The following is a 26,769-nucleotide window of genomic DNA, read 5'->3' on the forward strand; positions in this document are numbered from 1 at the left end:
AAAGCAAGGCTTGCAAGGTCCCAATAAGGGACCTATCGTTCCTTTTTTGGGACTTTTGGCTGTTTCCATGAACCCTCTCTCTCTTGGTGATGCTTTGTTCACCACCACTCAGCAGCGTGTCTTGGGCTTGTTATTCAGCAAGCCCGACCAAAGTTTCTACACCAATGAAATTGCTCGCTGGGCTCAAATAGGCAAAGGCAGCCTCATGCGTGAGCTCGAGCGCCTGCAACGCTCAGGCGTGCTGATAATGACTCGCCTGGGCAATCAAACCCATTATCAAGCCAACCCCGATTGTCCGATTTACGCTGAGTTGTTGGGCATCGTGCAAAAAACCATCGGCATCGCCGAACCGTTGCGCCAGGCATTGGAGCCTTTTTCAGAGCGACTGCGCTGGGCATTCGTCTATGGTTCCATTGCCAAGGGCCAGGCGAACACATCCAGTGACATAGACCTCATGCTGATCGGCGAAGGGCTGCACTACAGTGAAGTCATGGAACAGCTCATACCTCTGGAAGAACGATTGGGCCGCCCCCTCAACCCTACGCTCTACACGCCCCAGGACTGGGCCGCTAAATTCGCCGCAGGTAATAGTTTTGTGGTGCGGGTAGTGCAACAGGACAAAATCAATTTGCTGGGTGAAAACCCTTTGGGAGCCAAGGATGGGCAAGCAAGAGAACCTGGAGAATCTGTTACGTAGCGGCGGCTTGAAAGCCGAGCCACCAGATCGCCGGGAGTGTGAGGGCCTGATGCGTTCAGCCGTGGACCGCTTGAGGGATGCTCAAACCACTTCCCTGTCTTTCGCCAGCCGGTTCGACCTGGCCTACAACGCGGCCCATGCGTTAGCGCTCACGGCGCTGCGCTTGAAGGGGTATCGGTCGGACAAGCGTTATCTGGTCTTCCAATGCCTCATTCACACGGCGGACGTCAGCAAAGTACAGGTCCGGTTATTCGCGTTGTGCCATGAGCGGCGCAACCTTGCCGAGTACGAAGGCTATATGGATGAAGACGATGCGCTCCTTACCCAGCTGGTTGAAAGTGCTGAGGAATTGCTCGGACGGGTCCGGCAATTGATGGTCCAGAGCTGACATCCGTGGCGAGGGAGCTTGCTCCCGCTGGGTCGCGAAGCGGCCCCAAAAGCGACGACTGCTGCGCAGCCGAGCGGGAGCAAGCTCCCTCGCCACAAAAGCACTGCCCATTGCTACCGCACCCAACCATTACTCCCACCGTAACGATCCGCCATCGGGCTTGATTGATGCCCTCGCCACAACACTCCTAAGGTAAGCCCCACGACAGCGAACCCGTGGAGTGGTCATGACAACAACAATATCCCCCGACTCGCGATGGACGCGGCGGCGCAGCGAAAAGCAGCGGCGCCTGGCGTTGGTCAAGGGCCTTGCCGATGGTGTGGTGTTGCCCACCGATAACATCGTTGCGGCGCTGGAGGCCTTGATCCTGCCCGGCGACCGTGTGGTGCTGGAGGGCAATAACCAGAAGCAGGCGGATTTCCTTTCCCGCTCCCTGGCCAAGGCCGATCCTTCAAAGCTGCACGACCTACACATGATCATGCCCAGCGTCGGCCGTTCCGAGCACCTGGACCTGTTTGAACGCGGCATTGCCCGCAAGCTGGATTTTTCCTTTGCCGGCACCCAGAGCCTGCGCATCAGCCAGTTGCTGGAAGACGGCCTGCTGGAAATCGGCGCGATCCACACCTACATCGAACTCTACGCCCGACTGGTAGTGGATTTGATCCCCAATGTCGTGCTCTCGGCCGGTTTCATGGCCGACCGCGCCGGCAATATCTACACCGGCCCGAGTACCGAGGACACGCCCGCACTGATCGAACCGGCGGCGTTCAGCGATGGCATCGTCATCGTCCAGGTCAATCAGCTGGTGGACGACGTCAGCGACCTGCCTCGTGTGGACATCCCGGCGTCCTGGGTGGATTTCGTAGTGGTGGCGGACAAGCCGTTCTACATCGAGCCGCTGTTCACCCGCGATCCGCGCCACATCAAGCCTGTGCACGTGCTGATGGCGATGATGGCGATCCGCGGGATTTACGAGAAACACAACGTCCAGTCACTCAATCACGGCATCGGTTTCAACACCGCCGCCATCGAATTGATCCTGCCGACCTACGGCGAATCCCTCGGCCTGAAGGGCAAGATCTGCCGCAACTGGACCCTCAACCCGCACCCGACGCTCATACCCGCCATCGAAAGCGGCTGGGTCGAAAGCGTGCATTGCTTCGGTACTGAGCTGGGCATGGAAAATTACATCGCCGCTCGGCCTGATGTATTTTTCACCGGCCACGACGGCTCGCTGCGCTCCAATCGCATGGTCTGCCAACTGGCCGGGCAGTACGCGGTGGACCTGTTCATCGGCGCCACCCTGCAAGTGGACGGCGACGGTCATTCCTCCACCGTGACCCGTGGCCGACTCGCCGGTTTTGGCGGTGCGCCGAACATGGGCCACGACCCGCGCGGCCGCCGCCACGGCACTCCGGCCTGGCTCGACATGCGCCACGGCGACGGTGAGGTGCCGTTGCTCGAACGCGGCAAGAAGCTGGTGGTGCAGATGGTCGAGACGTTCCAGGAAGGCGGCAAACCGACCTTCGTCGACACACTCGATGCGGTGGACGTGGCGAAGAAAGCCGGCATGCCCCTGGCGCCGATCATGATCTACGGCGACGACGTCACTCATTTGCTCACCGAAGAAGGCATCGCCTACCTGTACAAGGCCCGCTCTCTCGAAGAGCGCCAGGCAATGATCGCCGCTGTGGCCGGGGTGACGGCTATCGGCTTGCGCCATGACCCGAAAGACACCGCGCGCATGCGCCGCGAAGGGCTGATCGCCTTGCCCGAAGACCTCGGTATCCGCCGCACCGACGCCACCCGCGAACTGCTCGCGGCCAAGAGCGTGGCTGACCTGGTGGAATGGTCCGGTGGCCTCTACAACCCGCCCGCCAAGTTCAGGAGCTGGTAAATGCACGCCTTCAACCTGCAACCGAAAAAACTCTCCTTGGCCGAGCGCCTGGCGGATATTGCCGTGGACGCGCTGATCGACGAAGCCGACCTCTCGCCCAAGCCGGCCCTGGTGGACCGTCGTGGCAGCGGCGCCCATACCGATTTGTACCTGGGCCTGATGCACGCTTCGGCGTTGTCATTGTGGCCGGCCTTCAAGGAAATGGCCGAGGCGGCCCTCGACTGTGGCGAAATCGGCCTTCCGCTTCGCGAAGCCCTCGGCCGCATCGGTCGTGACGGTGAAACCTCGATGCTTACCACCACCGGCGGTGTGAATACGCATCGTGGCGCGATCTGGGCCTTGGGCCTGTTGGTCGCGGCGGCGGCGCTGGAACCTGAATCCAACGTCCCGGGCGCCGTCACTCTGCGTGCCGCCCGACTGGCCTTGCTCAACGACCGTTATGCGCCCCAACCCTTGAGCCACGGCGTCCAGGTCGCCCAACGCTACGGCGTGCGCGGAGCCCGGGAGGAAGCGCAACTGGCATTCCCGGCAGTGACCGGCCTGGGCCTGCCGCAACTCAAGCGCAGTCGCGCGGCGGGTGCGGGCGAACAGAACGCCCGGCTCGATGCCTTGCTGGCAATCATGACCACCCTGGCCGACACCTGCGTGCTCTACCGCGCTGGCGAAGCCGGTTTGCAGGCCATGCAGCACGGCGCCAAAGCGGTGCTCGACGCCGGTGGTAGCGCCAGCCTCGGCGGGCGCCGCCAGTTGCATGCGCTGGACCAACAATTGATTGCCTTGAACGCCTCGCCCGGCGGCGCTGCCGACTTGCTCGCCGCCTGCCTGTTTCTCGACCGTATCGAACGCGGCGATGGCCTCTTCCCAGGAGCTTGCTGATGGAAACCTTATCCTTTGAATTCCCCGCCGGGCAGCCGCCACGGGGCCGTGCGCTGGTGGGCTGCGTCGGCTCGGGGGACCTGGAAGTGCTGATCGAACCGGGGTTGGCTGGCAAATTGACCATCCAGGTACAGACCTCGGTCAACGGCAGCGAGCAACGCTGGGAGCATTTGTTCACCCGTATGTTCGACGGCCAGACGCCCCCGGCGATGAGTATCGACATCCATGATTTCGGCGCCACGCCCGGCGTGGTGCGCCTGCGCCTGGAGCAAGGTTTCGAGGAGATCGGCCATGACTGACAGCGCAGCGCTGCTCAACAAGCACAGCTTCGTCGAGCTCGGCGCCCGGCAACGGGCCCAGGCTTTGCTCGATGACGGGACGTTCCGCGAATTGCTCGACCCCTTTCAGCGCATCATGTCGCCGTGGCTGCTGCGCCAGGGTGTGGTGCCGCAGAGCGACGACGGTGTGGTGATCGCCAAGGGCAACCTCGACGGTTTGCCGGTTGTCGTGGCTGCCATCGAAGGCGCGTTCCAGGGAGGCAGCCTCGGTGAAGTCGGCGGGGCAAAAATCGCCGGAGCATTGGAGCTGGCCGCCGAAGACAACCGCAAAGGCATTCCGACCCGTGCCGTGCTGCTGCTGGAAACCGGTGGCGTACGGTTGCAGGAGGCCAACCTCGGGCTCGCAGCGATTGCCGAGATTCACTCGGCGATTGTCGACCTGCGCCAGTTCCAGCCGGTGGTCGGCGTGGTGGCCGGCAGCGTCGGCTGTTTTGGCGGTATGTCTATCGCCGCCGGGTTGTGCAGTTATCTGCTGGTGACCCAGGAGGCGCGATTGGGGCTGAATGGCCCGCAGGTGATCGAGCAGGAAGCCGGGATCGACGAATACGACTCCCGCGACCGGCCGTTCATCTGGAGCCTGACCGGCGGCGAGCAGCGTTACGCCACCGGGCTGGTGGACCGATACGCTGCCGACGACGTCGCGCAGATTCGCCGGCAGGTCAGTGAGCTGTTGCACCTGGGTGTGCCCAACGAACACCGCAGCGGTCAGGCCGAGTTTTTCCTCCAGCGCCTGGCGCGCTTGAACACCGACGTGCAAATCGAACCGGCAGCGGTTCGCCAGCTGTATCAGGGAGAACGCCCATGAGTGCCTATTCGTTGAGAGGCTTGCGCTGGTTCGAGGCCTTGAGTGGCGGTGCCGAGCCGTTGGCTGGTTTGCCGGCTTCGCTGAAAGTCGCCGATGTCCAGCTGGGCGAACAAGCCGCGCGCCTGCTCGCCGTGGTGGCCGATCCCGACAACCGTTTCCCTCGGGCGCGCAACGGCGAGGTGGGTTTGCTCGAAGGTTGGGGGCTAGCCAAAGCGGTGGACGATGCCATCGAAGCCGACCGCAATGCGCCGCGTAAACGTGCGCTGATCGCCATCGTCGATGTGCCGAGCCAGGCTTATGGCCGTCGCGAAGAAGCCCTCGGGATTCATCAGGCGCTGGCCGGCGCGGCGGACAGTTATGCTCGCGCCCGATTGGCCGGGCATCCAGTGATTGGCTTGCTGGTGGGCAAGGCGATGTCCGGCGCGTTCCTGGCCCACGGCTACCAGGCCAACCGGTTGATCGCCCTGCGCGACCCGGGCGTGATGGTCCACGCCATGGGCAAGGCCTCGGCGGCGCGAGTGACCCTGCGCAGTGTCGAAGAACTCGAAGCCCTGGCCGCCAGCGTGCCGCCGATGGCGTATGACATCGACAGCTACGCCAGCCTGGGGCTGCTCTGGGAAATCTTGTCGGTGGAACAGATCGAGCAGCCGACGGCGGCGGATCTGGCCCGGGTCATTGATTGCCTGCAACAAGCAATCAACGATGTGGCCGATGCACCTCGGGATCTCGGCGGACGTCTGGGGGCGACCCATCGCGCCGCTTCCAGCCACGTGCGTCAATTGTTGAGGGCGCAGTGGTGAGCACGTTCCTGGCCCATGACCTGCTCTGGGGGATGACTGCCATGCAGTTACCTGCGGATGCGCCGGGCTGGGCGATCGAGTCGCTCGACCTCGGGCAACCGGTGGTGGTGCGCCGCGCGTTGTCCTCGCCAGGGCACGTCGCGGTGGGCCTGCGTGGCCGCGCCCGGGAGCAGCGCTACGCCGCGTCGATGCCAGTGGCGACGATCCAGCGCCGAGTGCGTCCGGAAGACCTTTGTCATGTCGAATCCCATCGTGACCTGCCGGCATTGATAGCCTTGGCGCAGCTTCGACCCTTGCTCGATGCCTATGGCTGGACCTGGGGCGTGAGCGGCAGCGCCGGGTTCGAACTGGCCACGGGCGTCGAGGCACTGCATGAGCGCAGCGACTTGGATCTGATCCTGCGCACACCCCATCGGTTGAATCGTCTCCAGGCCAAGGAATTGCTCGCGCTGCTGGATGCTTCGGCCTGTGCCGTGGACATGCAATTGCAAACGCCTTGCGGCGCTATCGCCCTGCGCGAATGGGCGGGTTCGTCGCGGCGGGTCTTGCTCAAGGATGATACCCAGGCACGCCTGGTGAACGACCCTTGGCAATCCTCACTGGAGCAGGTCGCGTGAGCAGCCTCTTCGTCTTTCCCGGCCAGGGTGCGCAGCGCATGGGCATGCTCCATGGGTTGGCGCCGCTGATCCTCGATGAGGCGGGGGATGTGCTGGGCGAAGATGTCTTGCGATTGGACAGCGCCGAGGCGTTGCAATCGACCCGCGCCGTGCAGCTATGCCTGCTGATCGCCGGCGTGGCGGCGGCTCGTCGGCTGCTGGAGCAGGCCCCCGCACCGGATTACGTGGCGGGACTGTCCATCGGCGCGTATCCGGCGGCGGTCGTGGCCGGTGCGCTGGACTTTGCCGATGCGCTGCGATTGGTCAGCCTGCGCGGCGAACTGATGCAGCAGGCCTACCCGCAAGGCTACGGCATGACGGCGATCATCGGCCTGGACCTCGCCGCCGTGGAAACCTTGCTGGCCCAGGTGCACAGTGGAACAACGCCGGTGTACCTGGCCAATATCAATGGCGATAACCAAGTGGTTATTGCCGGCAGCGACGAAGCCATGGGCCTCGTCGCCGAGAAGGCCCGGCGGCAAGGCGCTGGCAAGGCCTGCCGGTTGGCGGTCAGCGTGCCGTCCCATTGCCCGTTGCTGGAGGCACCGGCGCGGACATTGTCCGAGGCATTCGCCAACGTATCGTTGAAGGCGCCGACCCTGGGCTATCTCAGCGGTAGCCGCGCCCGCCCGGTGATCAAGGCCGATGCGTTGCGCGACGATCTCGCGTTCAACATGTGCCGGGTCGTCGATTGGCGCGGCACGGTGCAGAGCGCCTATGAGCGTGGCGTGCGCCTGCAAATCGAATTGCCGCCCGGCGCGGTGTTGACCGGGCTGGCGCGCCGGGTGTTCGAGCAAGGCACCGTCATGGCGTTTGACGGCGCGCGGCTCGACACGCTGCAAGCGCTGCTGCATGAGGAGGGACACCGCCAACCCTAGACACCGACTCAAGCTGGCGAAGCACAAAAACAACAACTTCGACGATGCATTTTGAGGACTACGACAATGATTATCTACGGTGTGGCGTTTCTGGCCTTTTGTACCCTGGCGGGTATTTTCATCGGCGAGCTACTGGGCAAACTGATTGGCGTGCCGGCCAACGTCGGCGGCGTCGGCATTGCGATGCTGCTGTTGATCGGCCTGGGCAGCTACCTGAGCAAGCGCGGCCTGTTCAAGGGTAAATCCGAAGCCGGCGTGGAATTCTGGAGCGCCATCTATATCCCGATCGTGGTGGCGATGGCGGCGCAGCAAAACGTTTATGGCGCATTGAAGGGCGGGCCGATGGCGATCCTGGCCGGAACGCTGGCGGTGGTGATTGCCTTTGCGTTGGTGCCGGTGCTGGTGCGCATCGGCAACAAGGACCCTCAATCCAACGTGTCCGTGAAAACGGTAGGGTGACCGCCATGTACGAATCCATGATGAAAGTCATCACCGGCTACGGCCTGATCAGCGGTTTCGCCATCGTCGGCATCACGATGTGGGTGTCCTACTGGATCAGCAATACGTTCACCAAAGGTCGCCTGCACGGTTCGGCCATCGCGATTCTGCTGGGGCTTGTGCTCTCGTACATCGGCGGGGCCATGACCGGTGGGCAGAAGGGCGTGGTGGACATTCCGTTGCTGTCCGGTATTGGCTTGCTGGGTGGTGCGATGCTGCGGGACTTCGCCATCGTCGCCACGGCGTTCGGCGTCAGTATCGAAGAACTCAAGCGCGCCGGTTTCGTGGGCGTGCTGGCCTTGTTCGTCGGAGTCGGGACTTCATTCATTGCCGGCGTCGGCGTGGCGATGGCTTTCGGTTATACCGATTCGGTGAGCCTGACCACCATCGGCGCCGGGGCGGTGACTTATATCGTCGGGCCGGTGACCGGGGCGGCGATTGGCGCCAGCTCCGAGGTGATGGCGCTGTCCATTGCCGCGGGGCTGATCAAGGCGATCCTGGTGATGGTGGCGACGCCGTTCGTGGCGCCATTCATCGGTCTCAACAACCCGCGCAGCGCGGTGATCTTCGGCGGGTTGATGGGCACCTCCAGCGGCGTGGCCGGTGGGTTGGCGGCGACCGATCCGAAGCTGGTGCCTTATGGTTGCCTGACGGCGGCGTTCTATACGGCGCTTGGGTGCCTGCTCGGGCCTTCGTTGTTGTTTTTGATCATGCGAGGGTTGATGGGGTAGGGCTTAGGCTCTTCATTGAGTGAACTGGCGCCATCGCGAGCAAGCTCGCTCCCACAGTTGACCGCATGTCCCCTGTGGGAGCGAGCCTGCTCGCGAAGGGCGCGACTCGGTTTCAAACCTGGCGATTGGCATACATCCGGCACTCCGCCAACAACGCCAGCAGGTTCGGATCACGCTCCTTGGCCTTCAGGAACACCACGCCGATGTGCTGCTGCAACCGGTACTTTTCCTGCAACGGGATCAGTTTCACCCGGTTTTCATACACCGCCGCAATCCTGCCCGGCAGCAGGGCATAACCCACCCCGGAGCTGACCATGCTCAGCAGGGTAAAGATATCGTTCACCTGCATCGCCACCTTCGGCTCGAACCCCGCCTGCCTGAACACCCGATTGCCGTCCTGGTGCGTGGCGAAGCCCTGGGTCAGGGTGATGAAGGTTTCGTCGCGCACTTCGGCCAGGTCCACTTCGCTGCGTTGGGCGAAGGGTGAGTCGGCCGGCGTGGCAAGAAAGATGTCATCGGAAAACAGCTGGATCTGTTCGCAGTCCGGGTCGTTGACGCTGTCGTCCAGCGACACCAGGATCGCGTCGACTTCCATGTTCTTGAGCTTGTACAACAGGTCGATGTTCGAACCCATGATCAAGTCGATATTGAGTTCGCTGCGGCGGATCTTAAGGCCCATGATCAGCTGCGGCACGGTCTTGACCGTCAGCGAGTACAGCGAGCCAAGCTTGAAGCGCTCGGCAGAAAAACCAGCCGCCTCGCGGGTCAGGCGCACGCTTTCGATCACGTCCTGGATCAGTTTCTGCGCGCGCTCTTCCAACACATAGGCGCTTTCCAAGGGCGTGAGGTTGCGGCCCTCATGCTTGAACAACGGGCAGCGCAGGGCGCTCTCCAGGGAATGAATGGCTCGGTGTACGCTGACGTTGCTGGTTTGCAACTCGGCCGCCGCCCGCGCGAGGTTGCCGGTGCGCATGAAAGCCTGGAACACCTCGAGTTTCTTCAGGGTCAATTCTTCGTCGATCAGCATGGGGGCGGGCTCTTGTTCGTATGGGCTGATTGTGCCCCAATCGACCCTTTTTAGAGGGTTAATCTGTGGCGAGGGGATTTAGCGACACGTCGCACCGCCCCGCTGGGCTGCGCAGCAGCCCCAAGCCCTGTCTCCTCGGGGTGTCAGGCTGATCGCATTCAGGTGTATTGGGGCCGCTTCGCAGCCCAGCGGGGATAAATCCCCTCGCCACAAGGTATGTCTGCAGGTTTAAAAGGCAATTCATTGCACTTTGAAGCGCCAGGCCTGAGCCTTGGCGCCAGTTTCGGAATATGGGGTGGGATTGGATGTATCACGGGGAACGACTCAACGCCTGGACGCACCTGGTGGGGGCAGTCGCGGCGTTTATCGGCGCGGTGTGGTTGCTGGTGATTGCCGGGATGGCCGGCGATCCATGGAAGATCGTCAGCGTGGCGATCTACGGGTTCACCTTGCTGGTGTTGTACAGCGCCTCGACGGTTTACCACAGCGTGCGCGGGCGCAAGAAAGAGATCATGCAGAAGGTCGATCATTTTTCGATCTATCTGCTGATCGCCGGCAGCTACACGCCGTTCTGCCTGGTGACCCTGCGCGGGCCGTGGGGCTGGACCTTGTTCGGAATTGTCTGGGGGCTGGCCGTGATCGGCATCCTCCAGGAAATCAAGCCACGCTCCGAAGCACGGATCCTGTCGATCGTTATTTATGCGGTGATGGGCTGGATCGTGCTGGTGGCGGTCAAGCCGTTGCTGGCGGCGTTGGGCAGCGCCGGGTTTGCCTGGCTGGCCTCGGGCGGCGTGTTGTACACCGTTGGCATTATCTTTTTCGCCCTCGACCACCGGTTGCGCCATTCCCATGGTATCTGGCACTTGTTCGTCATTGCCGGCAGCCTGCTGCATTTCGTGGCGATTCTGTTCTACGTGCTTTGAGCACTCGCAAACAGACGATCCAATTGCGCCTGGGCCTGGCTGGCAAAAATCTCCAGCAGGGCAGCCATTGTATGGGCCGGGGCCTCGTTGGCCCGGGTCACGGCGTAAAGGGAAATCGGTAGCGGTGGCGACAAGGGCCGGATGGCCGTGCGGCTGCTCGAAGCACCCAGCGCCGTGAACGGGTCGATCACCGCCAGCCCGGCGCCGGATTCGACCATGGCCCGGGCCAGTGAATACGTCTGCACGGAAATGCTGACCCGTGGCGGCGGTTCCACCGACTTGAGGTAACCGTCCAGCCTGGCCGATAGCGGGTCGGTGCTGGACAGGCCGATCAACGGCGCGTCGGCCAGGGCCTGCAACGGCATGGGCGTGCCGATCGCTGCCTCGGGCCAATGGCCGCTGGGTGCCAGGGCCACCAACACGCCGCTGGCCAGGGGCTGGGCCTTGAGGCCGGGGTGATCGGGCGGTTGCAAGGTCAGGGCGACGTCGATTTCGCGCATCAGCAGGTTTTGCATCAGTTCGCGGCTGTGGGCGCTGGATAACTCGCAGACGATGTCCGGGTAGCGCCGGGTCCATTGATGGATCGCCGCTGGCATCAACGACAAGGCCAAGGCTGGCGTGGCGCCGATCCGCAGGCTGTGCCCCGGCTCGCGGCGCAGGCTCTGGGCCAGGCGCCGCACGCCCTGCAGGCTTTCGCTGACCTTGTCGACTTCACGCTCCAGCTCCAGCGCCTCGGGCGTGGCCTGCAGCTTGCCACGTACCCGCAGGAACAGTGCAAAGCCCAATTGCTGCTCGGCATGCTGCAACACCTTGGTCACGGCCGGCTGGGAGACATGCAACAACTGCGCGGCGCCGCTGATGGAGCCGGTCTGGCGGATGGCCTGGAAAATCTCGATATGACGAAGGCGCATGGCGAGCCCATAACCTTTGTTTATAGGAGGCCCATCTTTATTCATTGTTCGAACGCTGTCATCCGATCCTAACCTTGGGCCATTCGAAACAGGTGTGAGACGGACATGGCTCAGCGGGTTTGCATCATCGGTGGCGGCGTGATCGGGTTGGCGACGGCTTATGCGCTGGTCCGCGAAGGCATCGACGTCACGCTCGTCGAAGCGCGAGAGGCGTTGGGCAGCGAAACCAGCTTCGCCAATGGCGGCCAATTGTCCTATCGCTACGTCGCGCCGCTGGCGGATGCCGGGGTGCCCTGGCAGGCCTTGGGTTGGATGTTGCGCGCGGATTCGCCTCTGAAGTTGCGCCCGCGCCTCGACCCGGCCCAGTGGCGCTGGATGGCGTCGTTTGTCGCCGCGTGCCGGACCTCGGTCAACCGCCGCAACGGTGAGCACCTGTTGCGCCTGGCGCTGTTGAGCCAGGCGACATTGCAGACTTGGCGCGAAGACGATCATCTCGACGGCTTCGACTGGCGGCGCAACGGAAAATTGGTGACGTTTCGAAATGCCAGCCACTTCGAGCATGCACGCCGGCGAGTGACTGACCTGGGTCATCAACAAGTACTTGGCCCTGCGGAATGCGCGAGCCTGGAACCTGCGTTGGCCGACGTGCCGTTCGTGGGCGGGATCTATACGCCGGACGAGGAGGCCGCCGACTGCCATGCTTTCTGCCTGCAATTGGCGGCGCGGCTGCGGGCTTCGGGGCGCTGTGAGTTTTTGCTAGGTCGTGCGGTGACCGCGATCCATCATGTCAACGGCACGGTGCAGGCAATCGACCTGGGCGCAGATCGTCTGGACGTGGACGCCTTGGTGATCGCCGCCGGCCATCGCAGCGCGGCGCTCGCATTGCCCGGGGTGCGATTGCCCCTGTATCCCCTCAAGGGCTACAGCCTGACGGTACCGATCGAGGCGCGACATCGCGCGCCGGAGCTGAGCATCACCGACTATGACCGCAAGGTCGTCTACGCTCGCATCGGCGAACAACTGCGAGTGGCGGCGATGGTGGACATCGTCGGTTTTGATCCGGCACCGGACCCCAGGCGCCTGGCCCTGATCCGTCGCCAGGCTATGGAAACCTTCCCGCTGGCCGGGGATTACCAGAACGCCGTCGAGTGGGCGGGCATGCGTCCGGCCACGCCCAGCGGCGTGCCGTTGATTGGCGCCACCGGCTATCGCAACCTGTGGCTCAACCTGGGCCATGGCGCCTTGGGCTTTACCCTGGCATGCGGCAGCGGCCGCCTGCTCAGCGAACTGATTTGCCAGCGACCCACTTCCATCGACATGCGAGGCCTCGCGCCCCGCGCCGCCTGACCCACCCGCAACGGAGAATAACAATGCAAAAAATCACGTTGATCGGCTGCACCCTGAGCCTGCTGCTGAGCGCCCAGGCATTCGCCAATGAAGCGCCGCCGGCCGGCACGCTGGACAAAATCGCCAGCAGCAAGAGCATCACCCTGGGCTATCGCGACGCCTCGGTGCCGTTTTCCTATATTGCGGACAACAGCGGCAAGCCGATGGGCTACTCCGTTGAGTTGGCAAGCAAGATTGTCGCGCGCATCCAGCAACAACTGGCATTGCCGGAGCTGAACGTGAAGTACAACCTGGTGACGTCCCAGACCCGCATCCCGCTGGTACAGAACGGCACTGTGGACCTGGAATGCGGGTCCACCGGCGTGACCGCCGAGCGGCAAAAGCAAGTGGCGTTTTCCTACGGTTTCATCTACGTGAAGGGCCAACTGTTGACGGCCAAGGACAGCGGCATCCACAGCTTCGCCGACCTGCGCGGCAAAAACGTGGTGACCACTGCCGGCACCACCAATGAGCGGTTCCTGAAAAGCTACAACCAGGACAACAAAGTCGACATGTTCGTCATCAGCGCCAAGGACCACGGCGAAGCCTTCCAGATGCTGGAAACAGGGCGCGCGGCGGCGTTCTATATGGACGACGCACTGCTCTACGGCGAACGGGCCAAGGCTCGCGACCCGCACAAATGGGTGGTGGTCGGGGAAGAACAGTCGCGGGAAATCTACAGCTGCATGGTGCGCAAGGATGATCCGCAATTCCTCGCACTGGTCAACGCGACCTTGGCGGACCTTTACAAATCAGGAGAAATCAACGCGATCTATGAGCGCTGGTTCCAACAACCGATCCCGCCCAAGGGCCTGAACCTGGAATTCCCGATGACCAGCGAGTTGAAGGCGATCATTGCCAAGCCGACGAGTGAGCCGGTGCAGTAGCTGTCATGTGCCGGTGAGCCCTTGTGGGAGCGAGCTTGCTCGCGATAGCGCCGGATCAGTCAGCATCGATGTTGACTGGCCCACCGCCATCGCGAGCAAGCTCGCTCCCACAGGGATCTACATTCGGCTTCAGAAATCCCCCCACAACTGCTGCGCCACCGCCAACGCCACCACTGGCGCGGTTTCGGTGCGCAGCACGCGGGGGCCGAGGCGGGCGGCGTGGTAGCCGGCGGTCTTGGCCTGCTCGACTTCGGCATCCGACAATCCGCCCTCGGGGCCGATCAGGAACGCCAGGGACGACGGCTTGGCATGGCTGACCAGTGGATCGGCCACCGGGTGGAGCACCAGTTTCAATTCGGCCTCGGCCTGCTTCAACCAGTCGGCCAGCAACAGTGGCGGATGGATCACCGGCACGGTGGAGCGCCCACATTGCTCACAGGCGCTGATCGCCACCTGGCGCCAATGCAGTAAGCGTTTGTCGGCGCGCTCGTCCTTGAGACGTACTTCGCAGCGCTCGGTGAAGATCGGCGTGATCTCGCTGACCCCAAGCTCAGTGGCCTTCTGGATCGCCCAATCCATGCGCTCGCCCCGGGACAGGCCCTGGCCGAGGTGGATGCGCAACGGTGATTCAGGCTGTCCGCCAAATTGCTCGTCGAGCTGCACGCGCACGCGTTTCTTGCCGACCTCGGCCAGGGTGCCGCGAAACTCTTGGCCAGAGCCGTCGAACACCTGCACCGCATCGCCCTCGGCCATGCGCAGCACCCGGCCGATGTAGTGGGCCTGGGCTTCGGGCAATTCGTGATCGCCGAGGCTCAGGGGGGTGTCGATGAAGAAGCGGGACAGTCTCATGCCAAAATCTCTGGAAAAGTTAAAAATGTAGGAGCTGTATAGGAGCTGTAGGAGCTGCCGAGTGAAACGAGGCTGCGATCTTTCCCCTGGCGCCTGAGTCCCAAGTAAAAGATCAAAAGATCGCAGGCTTCGCCAGCTCCTACAGAGTCCAGCCCGGGTGGCCCCATTGTTTGCGATTGCTGCGCAATCGAGCGGGAGCAAGCTCCCTCGCCACAGAGAAATTTGTCGTCAGCCCGGATCGCGATAGCCCGGGTGGAAGTCCTTCGGCACCGCCACGCTGACCTTGTCCCGGGTGGCGATGTCGATGCCTTCGCTGGCCACCTCAGCCAGGAAATCGATCTGCTCTGGAGTGATGACATACGGCGGCAGGAAATACACCACGCTGCCCAGCGGCCGCAACAACGCGCCACGCTCCAGGGCATGCTGGAACACCGCCAAGCCACGGCGTTCCTGCCACGGATACGCGGTTTTGCTGGCTTTGTCCCTGACCATCTCGATGGCCAGCACCATGCCGGTCTGGCGCACTTCGGCCACGTTCGGGTGATCGACCAGGTGCGCGGTGGCGCTCGCCATGCGTTGGGCCAGGGCCTTGTTGGTTTCGATGACGTTGTCTTCTTCGAAGATGTCCAGCGTCGCCAAGGCCGCCGCGCAGGCCAGCGGGTTGCCGGTGTAGCTGTGGGAATGGAGGAAGGCGCGCAGGGTCGGGTAGTCATCGTAGAACGCGCTGTACACCTCATCGGTGGTCATGCACGCCGCCAGCGGCAGGTAGCCACCGGTCAACGCCTTGGACAGGCAAAGGAAATCCGGTGTGATACCGGCCTGTTCACAGGCGAACATCGTCCCGGTGCGGCCGAAGCCGACGGCGATTTCATCGTGGATCAGGTGCACGCCATAGCGGTCGCAAGCCTCGCGCAGCAGCTTCAGGTAAACCGGGTGATACATGCGCATGCCGCCGGCGCCCTGGATCAGTGGCTCGACGATCACGGCGGCGACGCTGTCGTGATGTTCGGCGAGGGTCTGCTCCATGGCCATGAACATGTTTCGCGAATGCTCTTCCCAGCCCATGCCTTCGGGGCGGTGATAGCAGTCGGGGCTCGGCACCTTGATCGTATCCAGCAACAACGCCTTGTAGGTTTCGGTGAACAACGGCACGTCGCCCACCGACATCGCCGCAATGGTTTCGCCGTGGTAGCTGTTGCTCAGGGTGACGAAGCGCTTCTTATTGGGCTGGCCGCGATTGATCCAGTAATGAAAGCTCATCTTCATCGCTACTTCGATGCAGGACGAGCCGTTATCGGCGTAGAAGCACCGGGTCAGGCCATCCGGCGTCATCTTCACCAGGCGCTCGGACAGCTCGATCACCGGCTGATGGCTGAAGCCGGCGAGGATCACATGCTCCAGCTGATCGACCTGATCCTTGATGCGCTGGTTGATGCGCGGGTTGGCGTGGCCGAACACGTTGACCCACCAGGAGCTCACCGCGTCGAGGTAGCGCTTGCCTTCGAAGTCTTCCAGCCACACGCCTTCGCCGCGCTTGATAGGAATCAGCGGTAGCTGTTCGTGATCTTTCATCTGGGTGCAGGGGTGCCACAGCACCGCGAGATCGCGTTGCATCCACTGGTTATTCAGGCCCATGTACAGTCTCCTCGAGGCGGCTCGCGGCGGGCGCGGGCAAAACAATCGCGCAAGCCTATGCAATGGCGGCCCGGCGGACAACCCATTGTGTCGCTGTTGCTACTTTGAGCCAGGCGATAGACGTCGCTGGCGGCGTTTTGATGGCTGACGTATTCTTCGCCGTTCCTGAGCCGACTGGCTCGAAAGACCGAGAGCCGCCTGGCTCGAAAAATCGAAAATTCTTACGCTTTATTCCGGAGTTCGCTGAATGTCTGCTGGTTGGCTGCGCGCCTGTGCGCTGGTGATGATAGGGCTGTTCAGCGTTTCGGCGCTGGCCAAGGACAAGCAACCGACGGCCATCGTCATCGGCGGTGGGTTGGCCGGGCTGACGGCCGCCTATGAGCTGCAGAACAAGGGCTGGGCCGTGACCCTGTTGGAAGCCAAGCCGAGCCTGGGCGGCCGTTCGGGCATGGCCACCAGTGAGTGGATCGGCAATGAAAAGACCCAGCCAGTGCTGAATAAATACGTTTCGACGTTCAAGCTGAGTACCACCCCTGCACCGGAATTCGTGCGTACCCCGAGTTACCTGATCGACGGTACTTATTTCACCGCCGCCGACCTGGCGACCAAGCAGCCCGCCACCGCCGAAGCGCTCAAGCGCTACGAGACCACCCTGGATGAGTTGGCGTGCTCCATCGACGATCCGCTGAATCCGGCGGCCACCAGCACGTTGCATGCGCTCGACCAGATCACCGTGTCCAACTGGCTCGACCGTCTGCAACTGCCCGCCACCGCGCGGCAATTGGTCAACCAGGAGATTCGTACGCGCTATGACGAACCATCGCGCCTCTCGCTGCTGTATTTCGCCCAGCAGAACCGCGTCTATCGCGGCGTGTCCGACCGTGACCTGCGCGCCTCGCGCCTGCTCGGTGGCAGCCCGGTGTTGGCCCAGGCATTCGTCAAGCAGCTGAAAACCATCAAGACCGGCTCCCCGGTCTCGGCCATTTCCCAGGACAAGGACGGCGTGACCGTCAAGGTTGGCAGCGTCGGCTACCAGGCTGACTACGTCGTACTCGCGGTGCCACTGCGGGCGTTGAACAAGATCCAGCTGACCCCGGCCCTGGATGCCCAGCACCAAGGCGCGATCAAAGGCACCAACTACGGCTGGCGCGACCAGATCATGCTCAAGTTCAAGACCCCGGTCTGGGACAGCAAGGCGCGCATGTCGGGCGAGATCTATAGCAACACCGGCCTGGGCATGATGTGGATCGAGCCGGCCATGAAGGGCGGCGCCAACGTGGTCATCAACCTGTCCGGCGACAATGCCCGGGTGATGCAGGCCTTCGGCGACAAACAAATGGTCGATCAGGTGTTGATCCGCCTGCACGCGTTTTATCCACAGGCGCGCGGTGCATTCACCGGTTATGAAATCCGTCGCTACAGCACCGACCCGTCCATGGGCGGCGCGTACCTGGCGTTCGGCCCGGGTCAGATCAGCAAGTACTGGCGCCTGTGGGAAAAGCCCTTGCAGCGCGTAGCCTTTGCCGGTGAACACACCGACGCCATGTACCCAGGCACGCTGGAAGGCGCGCTGCGCAGTGGTCAACGTGCCGCCAGCCAGGTTGAAGACCTGGCCGCAGGCAAATCCTTCGAACCGCCGAAGGTCGCCCCGGCCGCAGCGGCTGCCGCTGGAGCAGTGGCCGCGAAGAAGGGCAACTTCTTCAGCAACCTGTTCGGTGGCTCGGATGACGACAAGAAACCGGAGCCGGTCAAGGCCCCTGAACCGGTAGCTCCGCCTCCTGCCCCTGCGCCGGCACCTGCTCCAGCGCCGGCCCCGGTAGAACCACCCGCGCCAGCCCCGGCGAAAGTCGAGCCGGCCAAGAAAGCGGCGGCCAAGCCTGCGGCGAAAAAACCGGCCGCCAAGGCACCGGCAAAAAAAGCCCCGGCCAAGGCTCCAGTGAAAAAAGCTGAGCCGGCGAAGAAACCGGTGGCCAAACCAGCGACGGCGACTGAAACCAAGGCTCAGTAACGTTCAGGTGTAAAAAAACGCGGCCCACGGGCCGCGTTTTTTATTCAGGCTCATCCAGAACCCTGCGTTGCGATATAAGCACTGACGTCCTACACGCTTAGCCGATATTTCGGAAACTTCCCACCGTTTAACCGGACGCGGACGATAGAACGCCCCACGTCATCAGTCTAGGCTCCTCGAAAAACAGGAGCGCTTATGAACATGAGATCGATAACGGCTTTTATTGTATTAATAGTGTTTGGTGTCGGTGGCTGTACCAATGGTCGTTTTACGCTTAAAAAACACGATCCCCAATTAGCTTATAGGTGCGACATAGATCCTTACAGGTCTGAATGCGTCAATAATTAACGCCCAGATGCTGTAGGCCTCACGCGGGTTTGGTGCGGTAACGAGCCTGCTCGCGATGAGCCCCCCTGCGGGATTTATACCCGCTTCCCCTCGCCCCCCCGCAACGCATCCGCTTTAATCTTTCCTTAACGCACCCCTCCCAGACTGATGATCGTATTTCTCGATATTTCAAAGCGAAATTTTCCGCTTTAAATCGATAGATAACTCGCTAGTCTTGGTCACAGTTTTTACAGGATATGAGCAATGCAGCTACGCAACTCTTCTTCTCGCTATGGCTGGGTCAGCATCGTTTCGCACTGGGCCGTTGCCCTGGCGGTGTACGGGTTGTTTGCGCTGGGCCTGTGGATGGTCGGGCTGGATTACTACAGCGCCTGGCGCAAAGACGCGCCGGAACTGCACAAGAGCATCGGCCTGGTGCTGTTGGCCGTGATGGTGCTGCGAGTGCTCTGGCGTTTCGTCAGTCCGCCGCCACCGACCCTGGAAACCTACGGGCGATTGACTCGCGTAGGCGCCAAGCTTGGCCATGGCGCGCTGTATCTCGGGCTGTTCGCCGTGATGATCGCCGGTTACCTGATTTCCACCGCAGACGGTGTCGGGATCTCGGTGTTTGGTCTGTTTGAAGTACCCGCGCTGGTGTCCGGACTGCCCGATCAGGCAGACGTCGCCGGGCAGATCCACCTGTACCTGGCATGGGCGCTGGTAATTTTTTCCGGCCTCCATGCGTTGGCAGCATTGAAACACCACTTTATCGACCGTGACGCGACCCTCAAGCGAATGCTGGGGCGCCAAGCCTGATGTTCAACCTCGACTCCAAAGGAATAGAAAGCATGTTGAAAAAGACGCTCGCCGCCCTGGCAATCGGTTCTGCCCTGCTGTCCGCCGGCCAGGCCATGGCTGCCGACTACGTAGTCGACAAGGAAGGCCAGCACGCCTTCGTTGATTTCAAGATCAGCCACCTGGGCTATAGCTACATCACCGGTACCTTCAAGGACATCGACGGCAAGTTCAGCTTCGACGCCGCCAAGCCTGAAGCCAGCAAGATCGAGTTCAACGTTCGCACCGCCAGTGTCTTCACTAACCACGCCGAGCGCGACAAGCACATCGCCAGCAAAGACTTCCTGGAAGTGGCCAAATACGCTGACGCCAAATTCGTGTCCACCAGCGTCAAGCCCACCGGCAAAAACGCTGACGGCAAGGACACTGCCGACGTGACGGGTGATCTGACCTTGCACGGTGTCACCAAGCCAATCGTGGTCAAGGCCACATTCCTGGGCGAGGGCAAGGATCCTTGGGGCGGCTACCGTGCTGGCTTCGAGGGCACCACCACCATCAAGCGGTCCGACTTCGGAAAAATGATGGACCTGGGTCCGCAATCCGACGCCGTGGAGCTGTACATCTCGTTTGAAGGTGTCAAAGCGAAGTAACATTCGTTCTGACAAAAAAACGCCCCTGGTCTTGCGGCCAGGGGCGTTTTTTATTGCACCGGGTTCCGGGTGATACAAAGGACCCTGTGGGAGCGAGCTTGCTCGCGGTAGCGGTGCATCAGCCAACATTAATGTGACAGGACTGCCGCCATCGCGAGCAAGCTCGCTCCCACATTTGGAATTGTGTCGGGCCAAAAAAAATGCCCCGGGTCGCGAGACCAGGGGCTTTTTCAAGGCTTGGAAAAACTCAGCGATTGCGTGTCAGCAAGGCCGGTTTTTCGCCGCGCGGACGGCTTGGCAATTGATCCAGCTGTTCAGGCGTCGGGAAACGATCGGTTTTCGACTCCTTGTGGATGATTTTCGGCTGGTTGCCACGCGGGTTCTGCACGGCGGGTTCCTGGCGAGGCTGGTCATCGCCACGGGCGGGACGTTTTGGACGAGAGTCTTCGCGGCGGGCCTGGCCGTCACGAGGTGCACCGCTGCGCGGGCCGTTGCGCTTGGCCGGTGGGGTGCCGGTGGACGAGCCGTTGCTGTTGCGCGGTCCGTTCTGGCGGCCTTGGGGTTGGCCACTGCGCGGCGCGCCTGAACCTGCGCCTTGTGCTGGGGCGCCTGGGCGGCGACCGCGGCCTGCGGCTGGTTTCTGCTGGGGCACGTAATCAACGCGGTTGCCAAAGTTGTCGATATCGTCGTCCAGGAATTCATCCGGGGCGCGATCGGCAGCGGCGCGAGGAGCCGGGCGCTGCTGCTCACGGGCTGGGGATCCTTCGCGGGGTTTCTGCTCACGGGCCGGGCGTTCGCCGCGACCGTTGCTGGCCGGCTTCTCCTTGCCCTTGTCTTTGCCTTTGTCCTTGCGACCACCACCGCTGCCATTCGGGCCATCGCCACGCGGGCCTCGTGGGTTACGCGGGTTGCGCACGTCCGGACGCTCGCGCACTTCAGGCTTCTCGGCCTCGATCGTGCTGGCATCGAAGCCCATCAGGTCGCCGTCGGGAATCTTCTGCTTGGTCATGCGCTCAATGCTCTTGAGCAGCTTTTCCTCGTCCGGCGCGACCAGGGAAATAGCTTCGCCCGAACGACCGGCCCGGCCGGTACGACCGATGCGGTGCACATAGTCCTCATCGACGTTCGGCAACTCGAAGTTGACGACGTGAGGCAACTGGTCGATGTCCAGGCCGCGGGCGGCGATGTCGGTGGCGACCAGGATACGCACTTCGCCAGCCTTGAAGTCGGCCAGGGCCTTGGTGCGAGCGTTCTGGCTCTTGTTACCGTGGATCGCCACGGCAGGCAGGCCATGTTTGTCCAGGTACTCGGCCAGGCGGTTGGCGCCATGCTTGGTGCGGGTGAACACCAGGACCTGTTCCCAGGCGCCAGTGGTGATCAAATGCGCCAGCAGGGCACGCTTGTGGCTGGCTGGGAGACGGAACACGCGCTGTTCGATGCGCTCGACCGTGGTGTTCGGCGGCGTGACTTCGATGCGTTCCGGGTTGTGCAACAGCTTGCCGGCCAGGTCGGTGATGTCTTTGGAGAAGGTCGCCGAAAACAGCAGGTTCTGGCGCTTGGCTGGAAGGCGCGCCAGGACTTTCTTCACATCATGGACGAAACCCATGTCGAGCATACGGTCGGCTTCGTCCAGCACGAGGATTTCCACGTGGGACAGATCGACGCTGCCCTGGCCAGCCAGGTCCAGCAGGCGGCCGGGGCAGGCCACCAGCACATCGACGCCGCGCGCCATGGCCTGGACCTGCGGGTTCATGCCGACACCGCCAAAAATGCAGGCACTGACGAATTTCAGGTCGCGAGCGTAGACCTTGAAGCTCTCGTGCACCTGGGCCGCCAGTTCGCGGGTAGGCGTCAGGACCAGTACGCGCGGTTGGCGCGGGCCATGACGCTGGGATTTGTCGGGGTGACCGTTCGGGAACAGCCGTTCCAGGATGGGAAGGGCGAAACCGCCGGTCTTGCCCGTACCTGTCTGTGCGGCGACCATCAGGTCGCGACCTTGCAACACGGCGGGGATGGCCCGCTGTTGCACCGGGGTAGGCTGGGTGTAGCCGGCGGCTTCGATGGCGCCGACTAAAGCCTCGGAGAGACCGAGGGAAGCAAAGGACATGAGTAATCCTGTTTTTAGTGAGGGCCTGGCCCAATGGGATAGTCTTGCCTGGCGCGAATGGGTCGATCAGAGACCTCATCCCGTCCGGTCCTGCCGGGTCTGGAAGACAGGTCCGGACAGGGCTCGCGCGGGCTGGAAGCTGCGCTGTAGCGGTGTCGGGATGCCTTTTGCAAGACCGGGCGTCCGGGCGTGAGCCTGGCGGGAAGGCCGGAGTATAACAGAGCAATCGCCTTGCGCCGCTTTCCTGCTGCTCAACGGCGTATTTCAGCGAGGGACTGCGTCGCGTGGCCCAGCGCTGGCAGTGGGCCCCGCGCCATATCGGGCACTCAGCTCGGCGTAGGCCGGCTCATGCTTGAAACGCTTGAGTTCAGCGCCGAAGCGTTGCACCAGCAAATCCATGCCGGCCTTGCGTCGTACCGCCAGGTATTGGCTTTGACGGCTGACGACCACAGGATTTTCTGTGAGCTGGTCGCCTAGCTGCAGCGCCTTGAGCACATGCCGGCCCACCCGGCGGTCGGTAATGAGCAGGTCGATCCGACCCAATTGCAATTTGCCGAAGTTGGCTTCATGAGTCGGCGCGGTCTCCCGCTTGAACCGGGACGATTCCCTGAAAGCCTGGCTATACAGATAACCGGGGGAGGTTCCCACGGTCAGTCCATCGAGTTCATCGAGCGAACGAAATGGATGAGGCCGGGCGTTGGCATAGAACATCACAAACTCGACGTCCGACAGCGGTTCGCTGGGGTAAAGCAACAGGGCGTCGCGCTCGTCGCTGTGAAAGATGTCCAGCGCACCGTCCGCCAAGCCTTGTTCCAGCATCGCCAGACAGCGCTTCCAGGGCAGTAGTTGCCATTCGACGTCGATGCCCAGGCGTTTGAAGACGATCGCTGTTGTTTCATAATCCAAACCGAGGATCTTACCGTTTTCCTCGTAGACATAGGGTGCCCAGGGTTCGGTGACAATGCGCAACTTCTCGGCGTGGGCAGCGAAGCTCAGGCACAAGAGAAGAAGTGTCGTTAAACGGGCGATTACAGGCATGACCGGAGGTTACGACGAGAGCCTGTCAAATAGCTAGAGCGCTCTGGCTCAAGGCTTAGTTGCCTTTGGCCTGCATCAAGTGACGATAAATGGCCTCGCGGCGCTTGCCTAGCACCAGGCGAATCAGCGGATGGCTGAGCCAGCGTTTGAGCTCGTGGCCTTCCAAGGGTTTTTCCAGCCGATGTTCGACGTTCTCCAGCGCCTTTTCCCACCAGACCGGGGCGCAGGCCTGATCAAAGGGATTGGCGTGGCGATAGCAGCCGTAAAGGATTTCGCGCATGAACTGGCGTTTATGGCCGGGCAACGCCACAGTGATCAGTTTATAAGCCAGGCGCTGCAATGCGGGTGGACGAGGCAAGACGGCGGTGACCTTCCGTGTTTCGTCCAAGGCGTATTGGCAAATGGGGGCGGCATGGTGCTTTTCCAGCCAGGCTCTGGTTTTGGCGCGAAAGAGCTGTTTGCGGCTCCAGTAATGATGGATCAGGTCCGGACATTCACGCACTTGCACCCTGCGGTAGGCTGCCACCGACAAACAGAACTCTTCCAAGGTATAGGCTCCCTCGGCCAGCGGATAAAGCTCGTCCATCAGACTGATCGATTGGTCGAGGATCGCCGCGTCGGCCGCATAAAGACCAATTACGCCCGAGTTCAGCGACGGCATTTCATCATCCGCCAGGCCTCGCTGTGTCAGGAGCTGCCCCAACAGCACGTAAAGCACGGCGTCCTTGTTAGCGCCGTAATTCAAGCCGATGGCGTTGCACAACAGTGTTCCTGGCTGGATCCGTCGAAAGAGTTCCAGAGGTGAGCAGTGGAAGAAGGTATCGGTGTCGATCAGCAGTGCCCGTTCATTCTCTTCAAGTACCTTGCGCATCACGACATGCTTGGCCCGGAAGTGATAGCCATGAGGGGCTGTCCAGTCCTGGCGAGTTTCGTTGTCCAGCGCGCGTAGCCGAACCGGCAGCCCGTCGTAAGGCGCGGGGTTGTCGGTGAATACTTGGATGTCCAGCGATTCGTCGGGAGTTTCACGCATGCCTGCCAGGGCGCTGGCAATGCTGAACACGGCTTCCTGGTGATAGGTTTCGGCCCCGTAGACCAGATAGACAAGTTGTGGGGTCGTAGACCTGCTGCCATTGGGCATCTGTCGCATTCCTCTGTGATATCCCTATAAAAAAGCCCTGGTTTCCAGGGCTTTTTTAACACTGCATCAAGCCATTCAGCGCGGTAACTTTAAGTTGTTCCATACCGCGAGGCTGGGCTCAGCCTGGTTCAGGGTATAGAAATGCAGGCCCGGCGCACCACCTTGTAACAAGCGCTCACACATTTCTGTGATCACCTGCTCCCCGAAGCGTTGGATGCTGGCGGTGTCGTCGCCATAGGCTTCCAGTTGTTTGCGGATCCAGCGGGGGATCTCCGCGCCGCAGGCGTCAGAGAAGCGCGCGAGTCTGCTGTAGTTGGTGATTGGCATGATTCCCGGCACTACCGGAATCTCGACGCCCATCTGGCGAACGCGTTCGACAAAATAGAAATAGCTGTCGGCGTTGAAGAAGTACTGAGTGATTGCGCTGCTGGCACCGGCGTTGGCCTTGCGCACAAAGTTGCGCAAATCGTCTTCGAAATTGCGCGCCTGGGGATGCATCTCCGGATAGGCGGCGATTTCAATGTGGAAGTGCTCGCCGGTTTCTTCGCGAATGAACTCAACCAGTTCATTGGCGTGGCGCAGCTCGCCGCTGGCCATGCCCATGCCCGAGGGCAGGTCGCCGCGCAGGGCTACGATGCGCTTGATCCCTGCGGCCTTGTATTGGGTCAGCAGGCTGCGCAGGTCGTCCTTGCTGTCACCCACGCAGGACAGGTGCGGTGCGGCCGGGACTTTGACTTCGCTTTCGAGCTGCAACACGGTATTGAGCGTACGGTCACGGGTCGAACCGCCGGCGCCATAGGTGCAGGAGAAAAAATCAGGGTTGTAGCTTGCCAACTGACGGGCAGTGGCGATCAGCTTTTCATGCCCAGCATCGGTCTTCGTCGGGAAGAACTCGAAGCTGTAGCGACGGTCTTGGGACATGGTCATATCCTTGGAAACTCATGGGCCGGAGAGGCCTGCGCAGCCCCTGGAAGGCGGACTCGTGTGGGAGCGAGCTTGCTCGCGATTGGTGTCGCCTCGGTCTGATAGCTGGATCGAGGTGTCTGCATCGCGAGCAAGCTCGCTCCCACAAAAAAGCCCACTCCCACAGGGAGAGCAGGCAATAGCGCCGATCAGTAGCGGTAAGCGTGCGGCTTGAACGGGCCTTCGACGGTGACGCCGATGTAGTCAGCCTGTTGCTTGGTCAGCTTGGTGACCACGCCGCCGAAACCGCGGACCATTTCCAGGGCCACTTCTTCGTCGAGTTTCTTCGGCAGTACTTCCACGGTCAGGCGCTCGGCTTTCTGGGCTGGCGACAGGTCGGCGTATTTCTGGCCGAACAGGAAGATCTGGGCCAGGACCTGGTTGGCGAACGAACCGTCCATGATGCGGCTTGGGTGACCGGTGGCGTTGCCCAGGTTAACCAGGCGGCCTTCGGCCAGCAGGATCAGGTAGTCGTCATTCTGCGGGTCGAAGCTGCCAGCGCCGGTGCGGTGAACCTTGTGGACCTGCGGCTTCACTTCTTCCCATGCCCAGTTCTTGCGCATGAAAGCAGTGTCGATTTCATTGTCGAAGTGGCCGATGTTGCAGACCACGGCGCGCTTTTTCAGGGCCTTGAGCATGTTGGCGTCGCAGACATTGACGTTGCCGGTGGTGGTCACGATCAGGTCGATCTTGCCCAGCAGGGCCTTGTCGATGCTGGCCTCGGTGCCGTCGTTGATCCCGTCGACGAACGGCGAAACCAGCTCGAAGCCGTCCATGCAGGCTTGCATGGCGCAGATCGGGTCGACTTCGGAGACCTTGACGATCATGCCTTCCTGACGCAGCGACTGGGCCGAACCCTTGCCCACGTCACCGTAGCCGATCACCAGCGCCTGCTTGCCCGACAACAGGTGGTCGGTGCCGCGCTTGATGGCGTCGTTGAGGCTGTGACGGCAACCGTACTTGTTGTCGTTCTTGCTCTTGGTCACCGAGTCGTTGACGTTGATGGCCGGGATCTTCAGCTCGCCCTTGGCCAGCATGTCCAGCAGGCGGTGAACGCCAGTGGTGGTCTCTTCGGTCACGCCGTGGACCTTGTCCAGTACGGCCGGGTATTTCTTGTGCAGCAGCTCGGTCAGGTCGCCGCCGTCGTCGAGGATCATGTTGGTGTCCCATGGCTGGCCATCCTTGAGGATGGTCTGCTCCAGGCACCACTCGTACTCTTGCTCGGTCTCGCCTTTCCAGGCGAACACCGGGACGCCGGCGGCGGCGATGGCGGCAGCGGCCTGGTCCTGGGTCGAGAAGATGTTGCAGGACGACCAGCGCACTTCGGCACCCAGGGCAACCAGGGTTTCGATCAGCACGGCGGTCTGGATGGTCATGTGGATGCAGCCGAGGATTTTTGCGCCTTTCAATGGCTGTTCGCCAGAGTACTTGCGACGCAGGCCCATCAGGGCTGGCATTTCGGATTCGGCGATGATGATTTCGCGACGGCCCCAGGCAGCCAGGGACATGTCGGCGACTTTGTAGTCGGTAAAAGCGGCAGGCGTGATTACAGCGCTCATGA

At 62.0% G+C, this 26,769-nt stretch carries 25 protein-coding genes and 1 pseudogene; 17 read left to right on the forward strand and 9 right to left on the reverse strand.

Annotated elements, in window-relative coordinates; all coding sequences use genetic code 11:
• Nucleotides 1-67 precede the first annotated feature (67 nt).
• The 11 genes from FHK92_RS11670 to madM all read left to right on the forward strand — a co-directional run bounded on the left by FHK92_RS11670 (nt 68) and on the right by madM (nt 8,564).
• On the forward strand, nt 68-697 hold the full coding sequence (locus FHK92_RS11670; RefSeq protein WP_181288201.1) for a nucleotidyltransferase domain-containing protein: 630 nt from the start codon (nt 68-70) through the stop codon (nt 695-697).
• Complete coding sequence (locus FHK92_RS11675; RefSeq protein ID WP_181288202.1) at nt 660-1,085, forward strand: hypothetical protein; 426 nt, start codon at nt 660-662, stop codon at nt 1,083-1,085. Before FHK92_RS11670 ends, FHK92_RS11675 begins: the two co-directional genes overlap by 38 nt.
• A gap of 226 nt (nt 1,086-1,311) precedes the next feature.
• Complete coding sequence (gene mdcA / locus FHK92_RS11680; RefSeq protein WP_181288203.1) at nt 1,312-2,982, forward strand: malonate decarboxylase subunit alpha; 1,671 nt, start codon at nt 1,312-1,314, stop codon at nt 2,980-2,982.
• Nucleotides 2,983-3,858, forward strand: a complete 876-nt coding sequence (locus FHK92_RS11685; protein WP_181288204.1) for a triphosphoribosyl-dephospho-CoA synthase — start codon at nt 2,983-2,985, stop codon at nt 3,856-3,858.
• On the forward strand, nt 3,858-4,157 hold the full coding sequence (locus FHK92_RS11690) for a malonate decarboxylase subunit delta (RefSeq protein ID WP_181288205.1): 300 nt from the start codon (nt 3,858-3,860) through the stop codon (nt 4,155-4,157). The genes FHK92_RS11685 and FHK92_RS11690 overlap by 1 nt, the downstream gene beginning before the upstream one ends.
• Nucleotides 4,150-5,001 (forward strand): biotin-independent malonate decarboxylase subunit beta, encoded by an 852-nt coding sequence (locus FHK92_RS11695; protein WP_181288206.1) that lies wholly within the window; start codon nt 4,150-4,152, stop codon nt 4,999-5,001. The genes FHK92_RS11690 and FHK92_RS11695 overlap by 8 nt, the downstream gene beginning before the upstream one ends.
• Entirely contained in the window at nt 4,998-5,801 is an 804-nt protein-coding gene (gene mdcE, locus FHK92_RS11700) for a biotin-independent malonate decarboxylase subunit gamma (RefSeq protein ID WP_181288207.1), read from the forward strand. The genes FHK92_RS11695 and mdcE overlap by 4 nt, the downstream gene beginning before the upstream one ends.
• The gene (locus FHK92_RS11705; protein ID WP_181288208.1) at nt 5,795-6,418 is read left to right on the forward strand and encodes a malonate decarboxylase holo-ACP synthase; all 624 of its coding nucleotides are present in this window, start codon (nt 5,795-5,797) and stop codon (nt 6,416-6,418) included. Before mdcE ends, FHK92_RS11705 begins: the two co-directional genes overlap by 7 nt.
• Complete coding sequence (gene mdcH, locus FHK92_RS11710) at nt 6,415-7,335, forward strand: malonate decarboxylase subunit epsilon (protein WP_181288209.1); 921 nt, start codon at nt 6,415-6,417, stop codon at nt 7,333-7,335. Before FHK92_RS11705 ends, mdcH begins: the two co-directional genes overlap by 4 nt.
• A 66-nt stretch (nt 7,336-7,401) precedes the next feature.
• Nucleotides 7,402-7,794 (forward strand): malonate transporter subunit MadL, encoded by a 393-nt coding sequence (gene madL / locus FHK92_RS11715; protein WP_030137886.1) that lies wholly within the window; start codon nt 7,402-7,404, stop codon nt 7,792-7,794.
• A gap of 5 nt (nt 7,795-7,799) precedes the next feature.
• Entirely contained in the window at nt 7,800-8,564 is a 765-nt protein-coding gene (gene madM / locus FHK92_RS11720; RefSeq protein WP_030137885.1) for a malonate transporter subunit MadM, read from the forward strand.
• Between the two features lie 112 nt (nt 8,565-8,676).
• Here the strand turns inward: madM and FHK92_RS11725 are convergent, their stop codons facing one another.
• The gene (locus FHK92_RS11725) at nt 8,677-9,591 is read right to left on the reverse strand and encodes a LysR family transcriptional regulator (protein ID WP_181288210.1); all 915 of its coding nucleotides are present in this window, start codon (nt 9,589-9,591) and stop codon (nt 8,677-8,679) included.
• Nucleotides 9,592-9,896: 305 nt separating this feature from the next.
• Between FHK92_RS11725 and trhA the strand changes: the two genes are divergently transcribed.
• Nucleotides 9,897-10,514, forward strand: a complete 618-nt coding sequence (gene trhA / locus FHK92_RS11730) for a PAQR family membrane homeostasis protein TrhA (protein ID WP_181288211.1) — start codon at nt 9,897-9,899, stop codon at nt 10,512-10,514.
• Here trhA and FHK92_RS11735 read toward each other — a convergent pair.
• Nucleotides 10,502-11,425, reverse strand: a complete 924-nt coding sequence (locus tag FHK92_RS11735; RefSeq protein WP_181288212.1) for a LysR family transcriptional regulator — start codon at nt 11,423-11,425, stop codon at nt 10,502-10,504. The genes trhA and FHK92_RS11735 overlap by 13 nt on opposite strands.
• A 105-nt stretch (nt 11,426-11,530) precedes the next feature.
• Between FHK92_RS11735 and FHK92_RS11740 the strand changes: the two genes are divergently transcribed.
• Entirely contained in the window at nt 11,531-12,772 is a 1,242-nt protein-coding gene (locus FHK92_RS11740; RefSeq protein WP_181288213.1) for a D-amino acid dehydrogenase, read from the forward strand.
• Nucleotides 12,773-12,795: 23 nt separating this feature from the next.
• Nucleotides 12,796-13,698, forward strand: coding sequence for a transporter substrate-binding domain-containing protein (locus FHK92_RS11745; RefSeq protein ID WP_181288214.1), 903 nt, complete (start codon nt 12,796-12,798; stop codon nt 13,696-13,698).
• Nucleotides 13,699-13,827: 129 nt separating this feature from the next.
• Here FHK92_RS11745 and FHK92_RS11750 read toward each other — a convergent pair whose 3' ends face one another.
• Both FHK92_RS11750 and FHK92_RS11755 read right to left on the reverse strand, forming a co-directional pair.
• Nucleotides 13,828-14,547, reverse strand: coding sequence for a 16S rRNA (uracil(1498)-N(3))-methyltransferase (locus FHK92_RS11750; RefSeq protein ID WP_181288215.1), 720 nt, complete (start codon nt 14,545-14,547; stop codon nt 13,828-13,830).
• A gap of 228 nt (nt 14,548-14,775) precedes the next feature.
• Nucleotides 14,776-16,182, reverse strand: a complete 1,407-nt coding sequence (locus FHK92_RS11755) for an adenosylmethionine--8-amino-7-oxononanoate transaminase (RefSeq protein WP_181288216.1) — start codon at nt 16,180-16,182, stop codon at nt 14,776-14,778.
• 247 nt (nt 16,183-16,429) lie between these two features.
• On the opposite strand from FHK92_RS11755, the gene FHK92_RS11760 reads away from it, so the two are divergent.
• The 3 genes from FHK92_RS11760 to FHK92_RS11770 all read left to right on the forward strand — a co-directional run bounded on the left by FHK92_RS11760 (nt 16,430) and on the right by FHK92_RS11770 (nt 19,962).
• Nucleotides 16,430-18,190 carry a flavin monoamine oxidase family protein gene (locus tag FHK92_RS11760; RefSeq protein ID WP_181288217.1) on the forward strand — a complete coding sequence of 587 codons (1,761 nt, stop codon included), beginning with the start codon at nt 16,430-16,432 and terminating at the stop codon, nt 18,188-18,190.
• A 591-nt stretch (nt 18,191-18,781) separates the two neighbouring features.
• Nucleotides 18,782-19,333, forward strand: coding sequence for a cytochrome b (locus FHK92_RS11765; protein WP_181288218.1), 552 nt, complete (start codon nt 18,782-18,784; stop codon nt 19,331-19,333).
• 32 nt (nt 19,334-19,365) lie between these two features.
• A complete protein-coding gene (locus tag FHK92_RS11770; protein ID WP_181288219.1) occupies nt 19,366-19,962 on the forward strand; it encodes a YceI family protein in 597 nt (198 codons plus the stop codon).
• A 247-nt stretch (nt 19,963-20,209) separates the two neighbouring features.
• Here the strand turns inward: FHK92_RS11770 and FHK92_RS11775 are convergent, their stop codons facing one another.
• The 5 genes and pseudogenes from FHK92_RS11775 to ahcY form a co-directional block, all read right to left on the reverse strand.
• Complete coding sequence (locus FHK92_RS11775; protein ID WP_181288220.1) at nt 20,210-22,069, reverse strand: DEAD/DEAH box helicase; 1,860 nt, start codon at nt 22,067-22,069, stop codon at nt 20,210-20,212.
• Between the two features lie 229 nt (nt 22,070-22,298).
• Nucleotides 22,299-23,107: pseudogene (locus tag FHK92_RS11780) on the reverse strand (substrate-binding periplasmic protein); the annotation flags it as partial.
• Nucleotides 23,108-23,162: 55 nt separating this feature from the next.
• Nucleotides 23,163-24,245 carry a hypothetical protein gene (locus FHK92_RS11785; protein ID WP_181288222.1) on the reverse strand — a complete coding sequence of 361 codons (1,083 nt, stop codon included), beginning with the start codon at nt 24,243-24,245 and terminating at the stop codon, nt 23,163-23,165.
• Nucleotides 24,246-24,320: 75 nt separating this feature from the next.
• Nucleotides 24,321-25,166, reverse strand: coding sequence for a methylenetetrahydrofolate reductase [NAD(P)H] (metF, locus tag FHK92_RS11790; protein ID WP_181288223.1), 846 nt, complete (start codon nt 25,164-25,166; stop codon nt 24,321-24,323).
• Between the two features lie 191 nt (nt 25,167-25,357).
• Nucleotides 25,358-26,767, reverse strand: coding sequence for an adenosylhomocysteinase (ahcY, locus tag FHK92_RS11795; protein ID WP_181288224.1), 1,410 nt, complete (start codon nt 26,765-26,767; stop codon nt 25,358-25,360).
• Between the last annotated feature and the right edge of the window lie 2 nt (nt 26,768-26,769).

This window comes from Pseudomonas brassicacearum subsp. neoaurantiaca (assembly GCF_013608025.1).
Taxonomy (GTDB): domain Bacteria; phylum Pseudomonadota; class Gammaproteobacteria; order Pseudomonadales; family Pseudomonadaceae; genus Aquipseudomonas.

Excerpts from the sequence above, each read along its gene's own strand:
- mdcA (WP_181288203.1), top strand. The coding sequence starts at position 1,312 with ATGACAACAACAATATCCCCCGACTCGCGATGGACGCGGCGGCGCAGC.
- FHK92_RS11745 (WP_181288214.1), top strand. The coding sequence starts at position 12,796 with ATGCAAAAAATCACGTTGATCGGCTGCACCCTGAGCCTGCTGCTGAGC.
- FHK92_RS11695 (WP_181288206.1), top strand. The coding sequence starts at position 4,150 with ATGACTGACAGCGCAGCGCTGCTCAACAAGCACAGCTTCGTCGAGCTC.
- FHK92_RS11755 (WP_181288216.1), bottom strand. The coding sequence starts at position 16,182 with ATGGGCCTGAATAACCAGTGGATGCAACGCGATCTCGCGGTGCTGTGG.
- FHK92_RS11685 (WP_181288204.1), top strand. The coding sequence starts at position 2,983 with ATGCACGCCTTCAACCTGCAACCGAAAAAACTCTCCTTGGCCGAGCGC.
- FHK92_RS11785 (WP_181288222.1), bottom strand. The coding sequence starts at position 24,245 with ATGCCCAATGGCAGCAGGTCTACGACCCCACAACTTGTCTATCTGGTC.
- FHK92_RS11740 (WP_181288213.1), top strand. The coding sequence starts at position 11,531 with ATGGCTCAGCGGGTTTGCATCATCGGTGGCGGCGTGATCGGGTTGGCG.
- metF (WP_181288223.1), bottom strand. The coding sequence starts at position 25,166 with ATGTCCCAAGACCGTCGCTACAGCTTCGAGTTCTTCCCGACGAAGACC.
- FHK92_RS11725 (WP_181288210.1), bottom strand. The coding sequence starts at position 9,591 with ATGCTGATCGACGAAGAATTGACCCTGAAGAAACTCGAGGTGTTCCAG.
- FHK92_RS11770 (WP_181288219.1), top strand. The coding sequence starts at position 19,366 with ATGTTGAAAAAGACGCTCGCCGCCCTGGCAATCGGTTCTGCCCTGCTG.
- FHK92_RS11670 (WP_181288201.1), top strand. The coding sequence starts at position 68 with ATGAACCCTCTCTCTCTTGGTGATGCTTTGTTCACCACCACTCAGCAG.
- mdcE (WP_181288207.1), top strand. The coding sequence starts at position 4,998 with ATGAGTGCCTATTCGTTGAGAGGCTTGCGCTGGTTCGAGGCCTTGAGT.
- FHK92_RS11775 (WP_181288220.1), bottom strand. The coding sequence starts at position 22,069 with ATGTCCTTTGCTTCCCTCGGTCTCTCCGAGGCTTTAGTCGGCGCCATC.
- FHK92_RS11690 (WP_181288205.1), top strand. The coding sequence starts at position 3,858 with ATGGAAACCTTATCCTTTGAATTCCCCGCCGGGCAGCCGCCACGGGGC.
- trhA (WP_181288211.1), top strand. The coding sequence starts at position 9,897 with ATGTATCACGGGGAACGACTCAACGCCTGGACGCACCTGGTGGGGGCA.
- ahcY (WP_181288224.1), bottom strand. The coding sequence starts at position 26,767 with ATGAGCGCTGTAATCACGCCTGCCGCTTTTACCGACTACAAAGTCGCC.
- madL (WP_030137886.1), top strand. The coding sequence starts at position 7,402 with ATGATTATCTACGGTGTGGCGTTTCTGGCCTTTTGTACCCTGGCGGGT.
- FHK92_RS11735 (WP_181288212.1), bottom strand. The coding sequence starts at position 11,425 with ATGCGCCTTCGTCATATCGAGATTTTCCAGGCCATCCGCCAGACCGGC.
- FHK92_RS11675 (WP_181288202.1), top strand. The coding sequence starts at position 660 with ATGGGCAAGCAAGAGAACCTGGAGAATCTGTTACGTAGCGGCGGCTTG.
- FHK92_RS11760 (WP_181288217.1), top strand. The coding sequence starts at position 16,430 with ATGTCTGCTGGTTGGCTGCGCGCCTGTGCGCTGGTGATGATAGGGCTG.
- FHK92_RS11765 (WP_181288218.1), top strand. The coding sequence starts at position 18,782 with ATGCAGCTACGCAACTCTTCTTCTCGCTATGGCTGGGTCAGCATCGTT.
- FHK92_RS11750 (WP_181288215.1), bottom strand. The coding sequence starts at position 14,547 with ATGAGACTGTCCCGCTTCTTCATCGACACCCCCCTGAGCCTCGGCGAT.
- madM (WP_030137885.1), top strand. The coding sequence starts at position 7,800 with ATGTACGAATCCATGATGAAAGTCATCACCGGCTACGGCCTGATCAGC.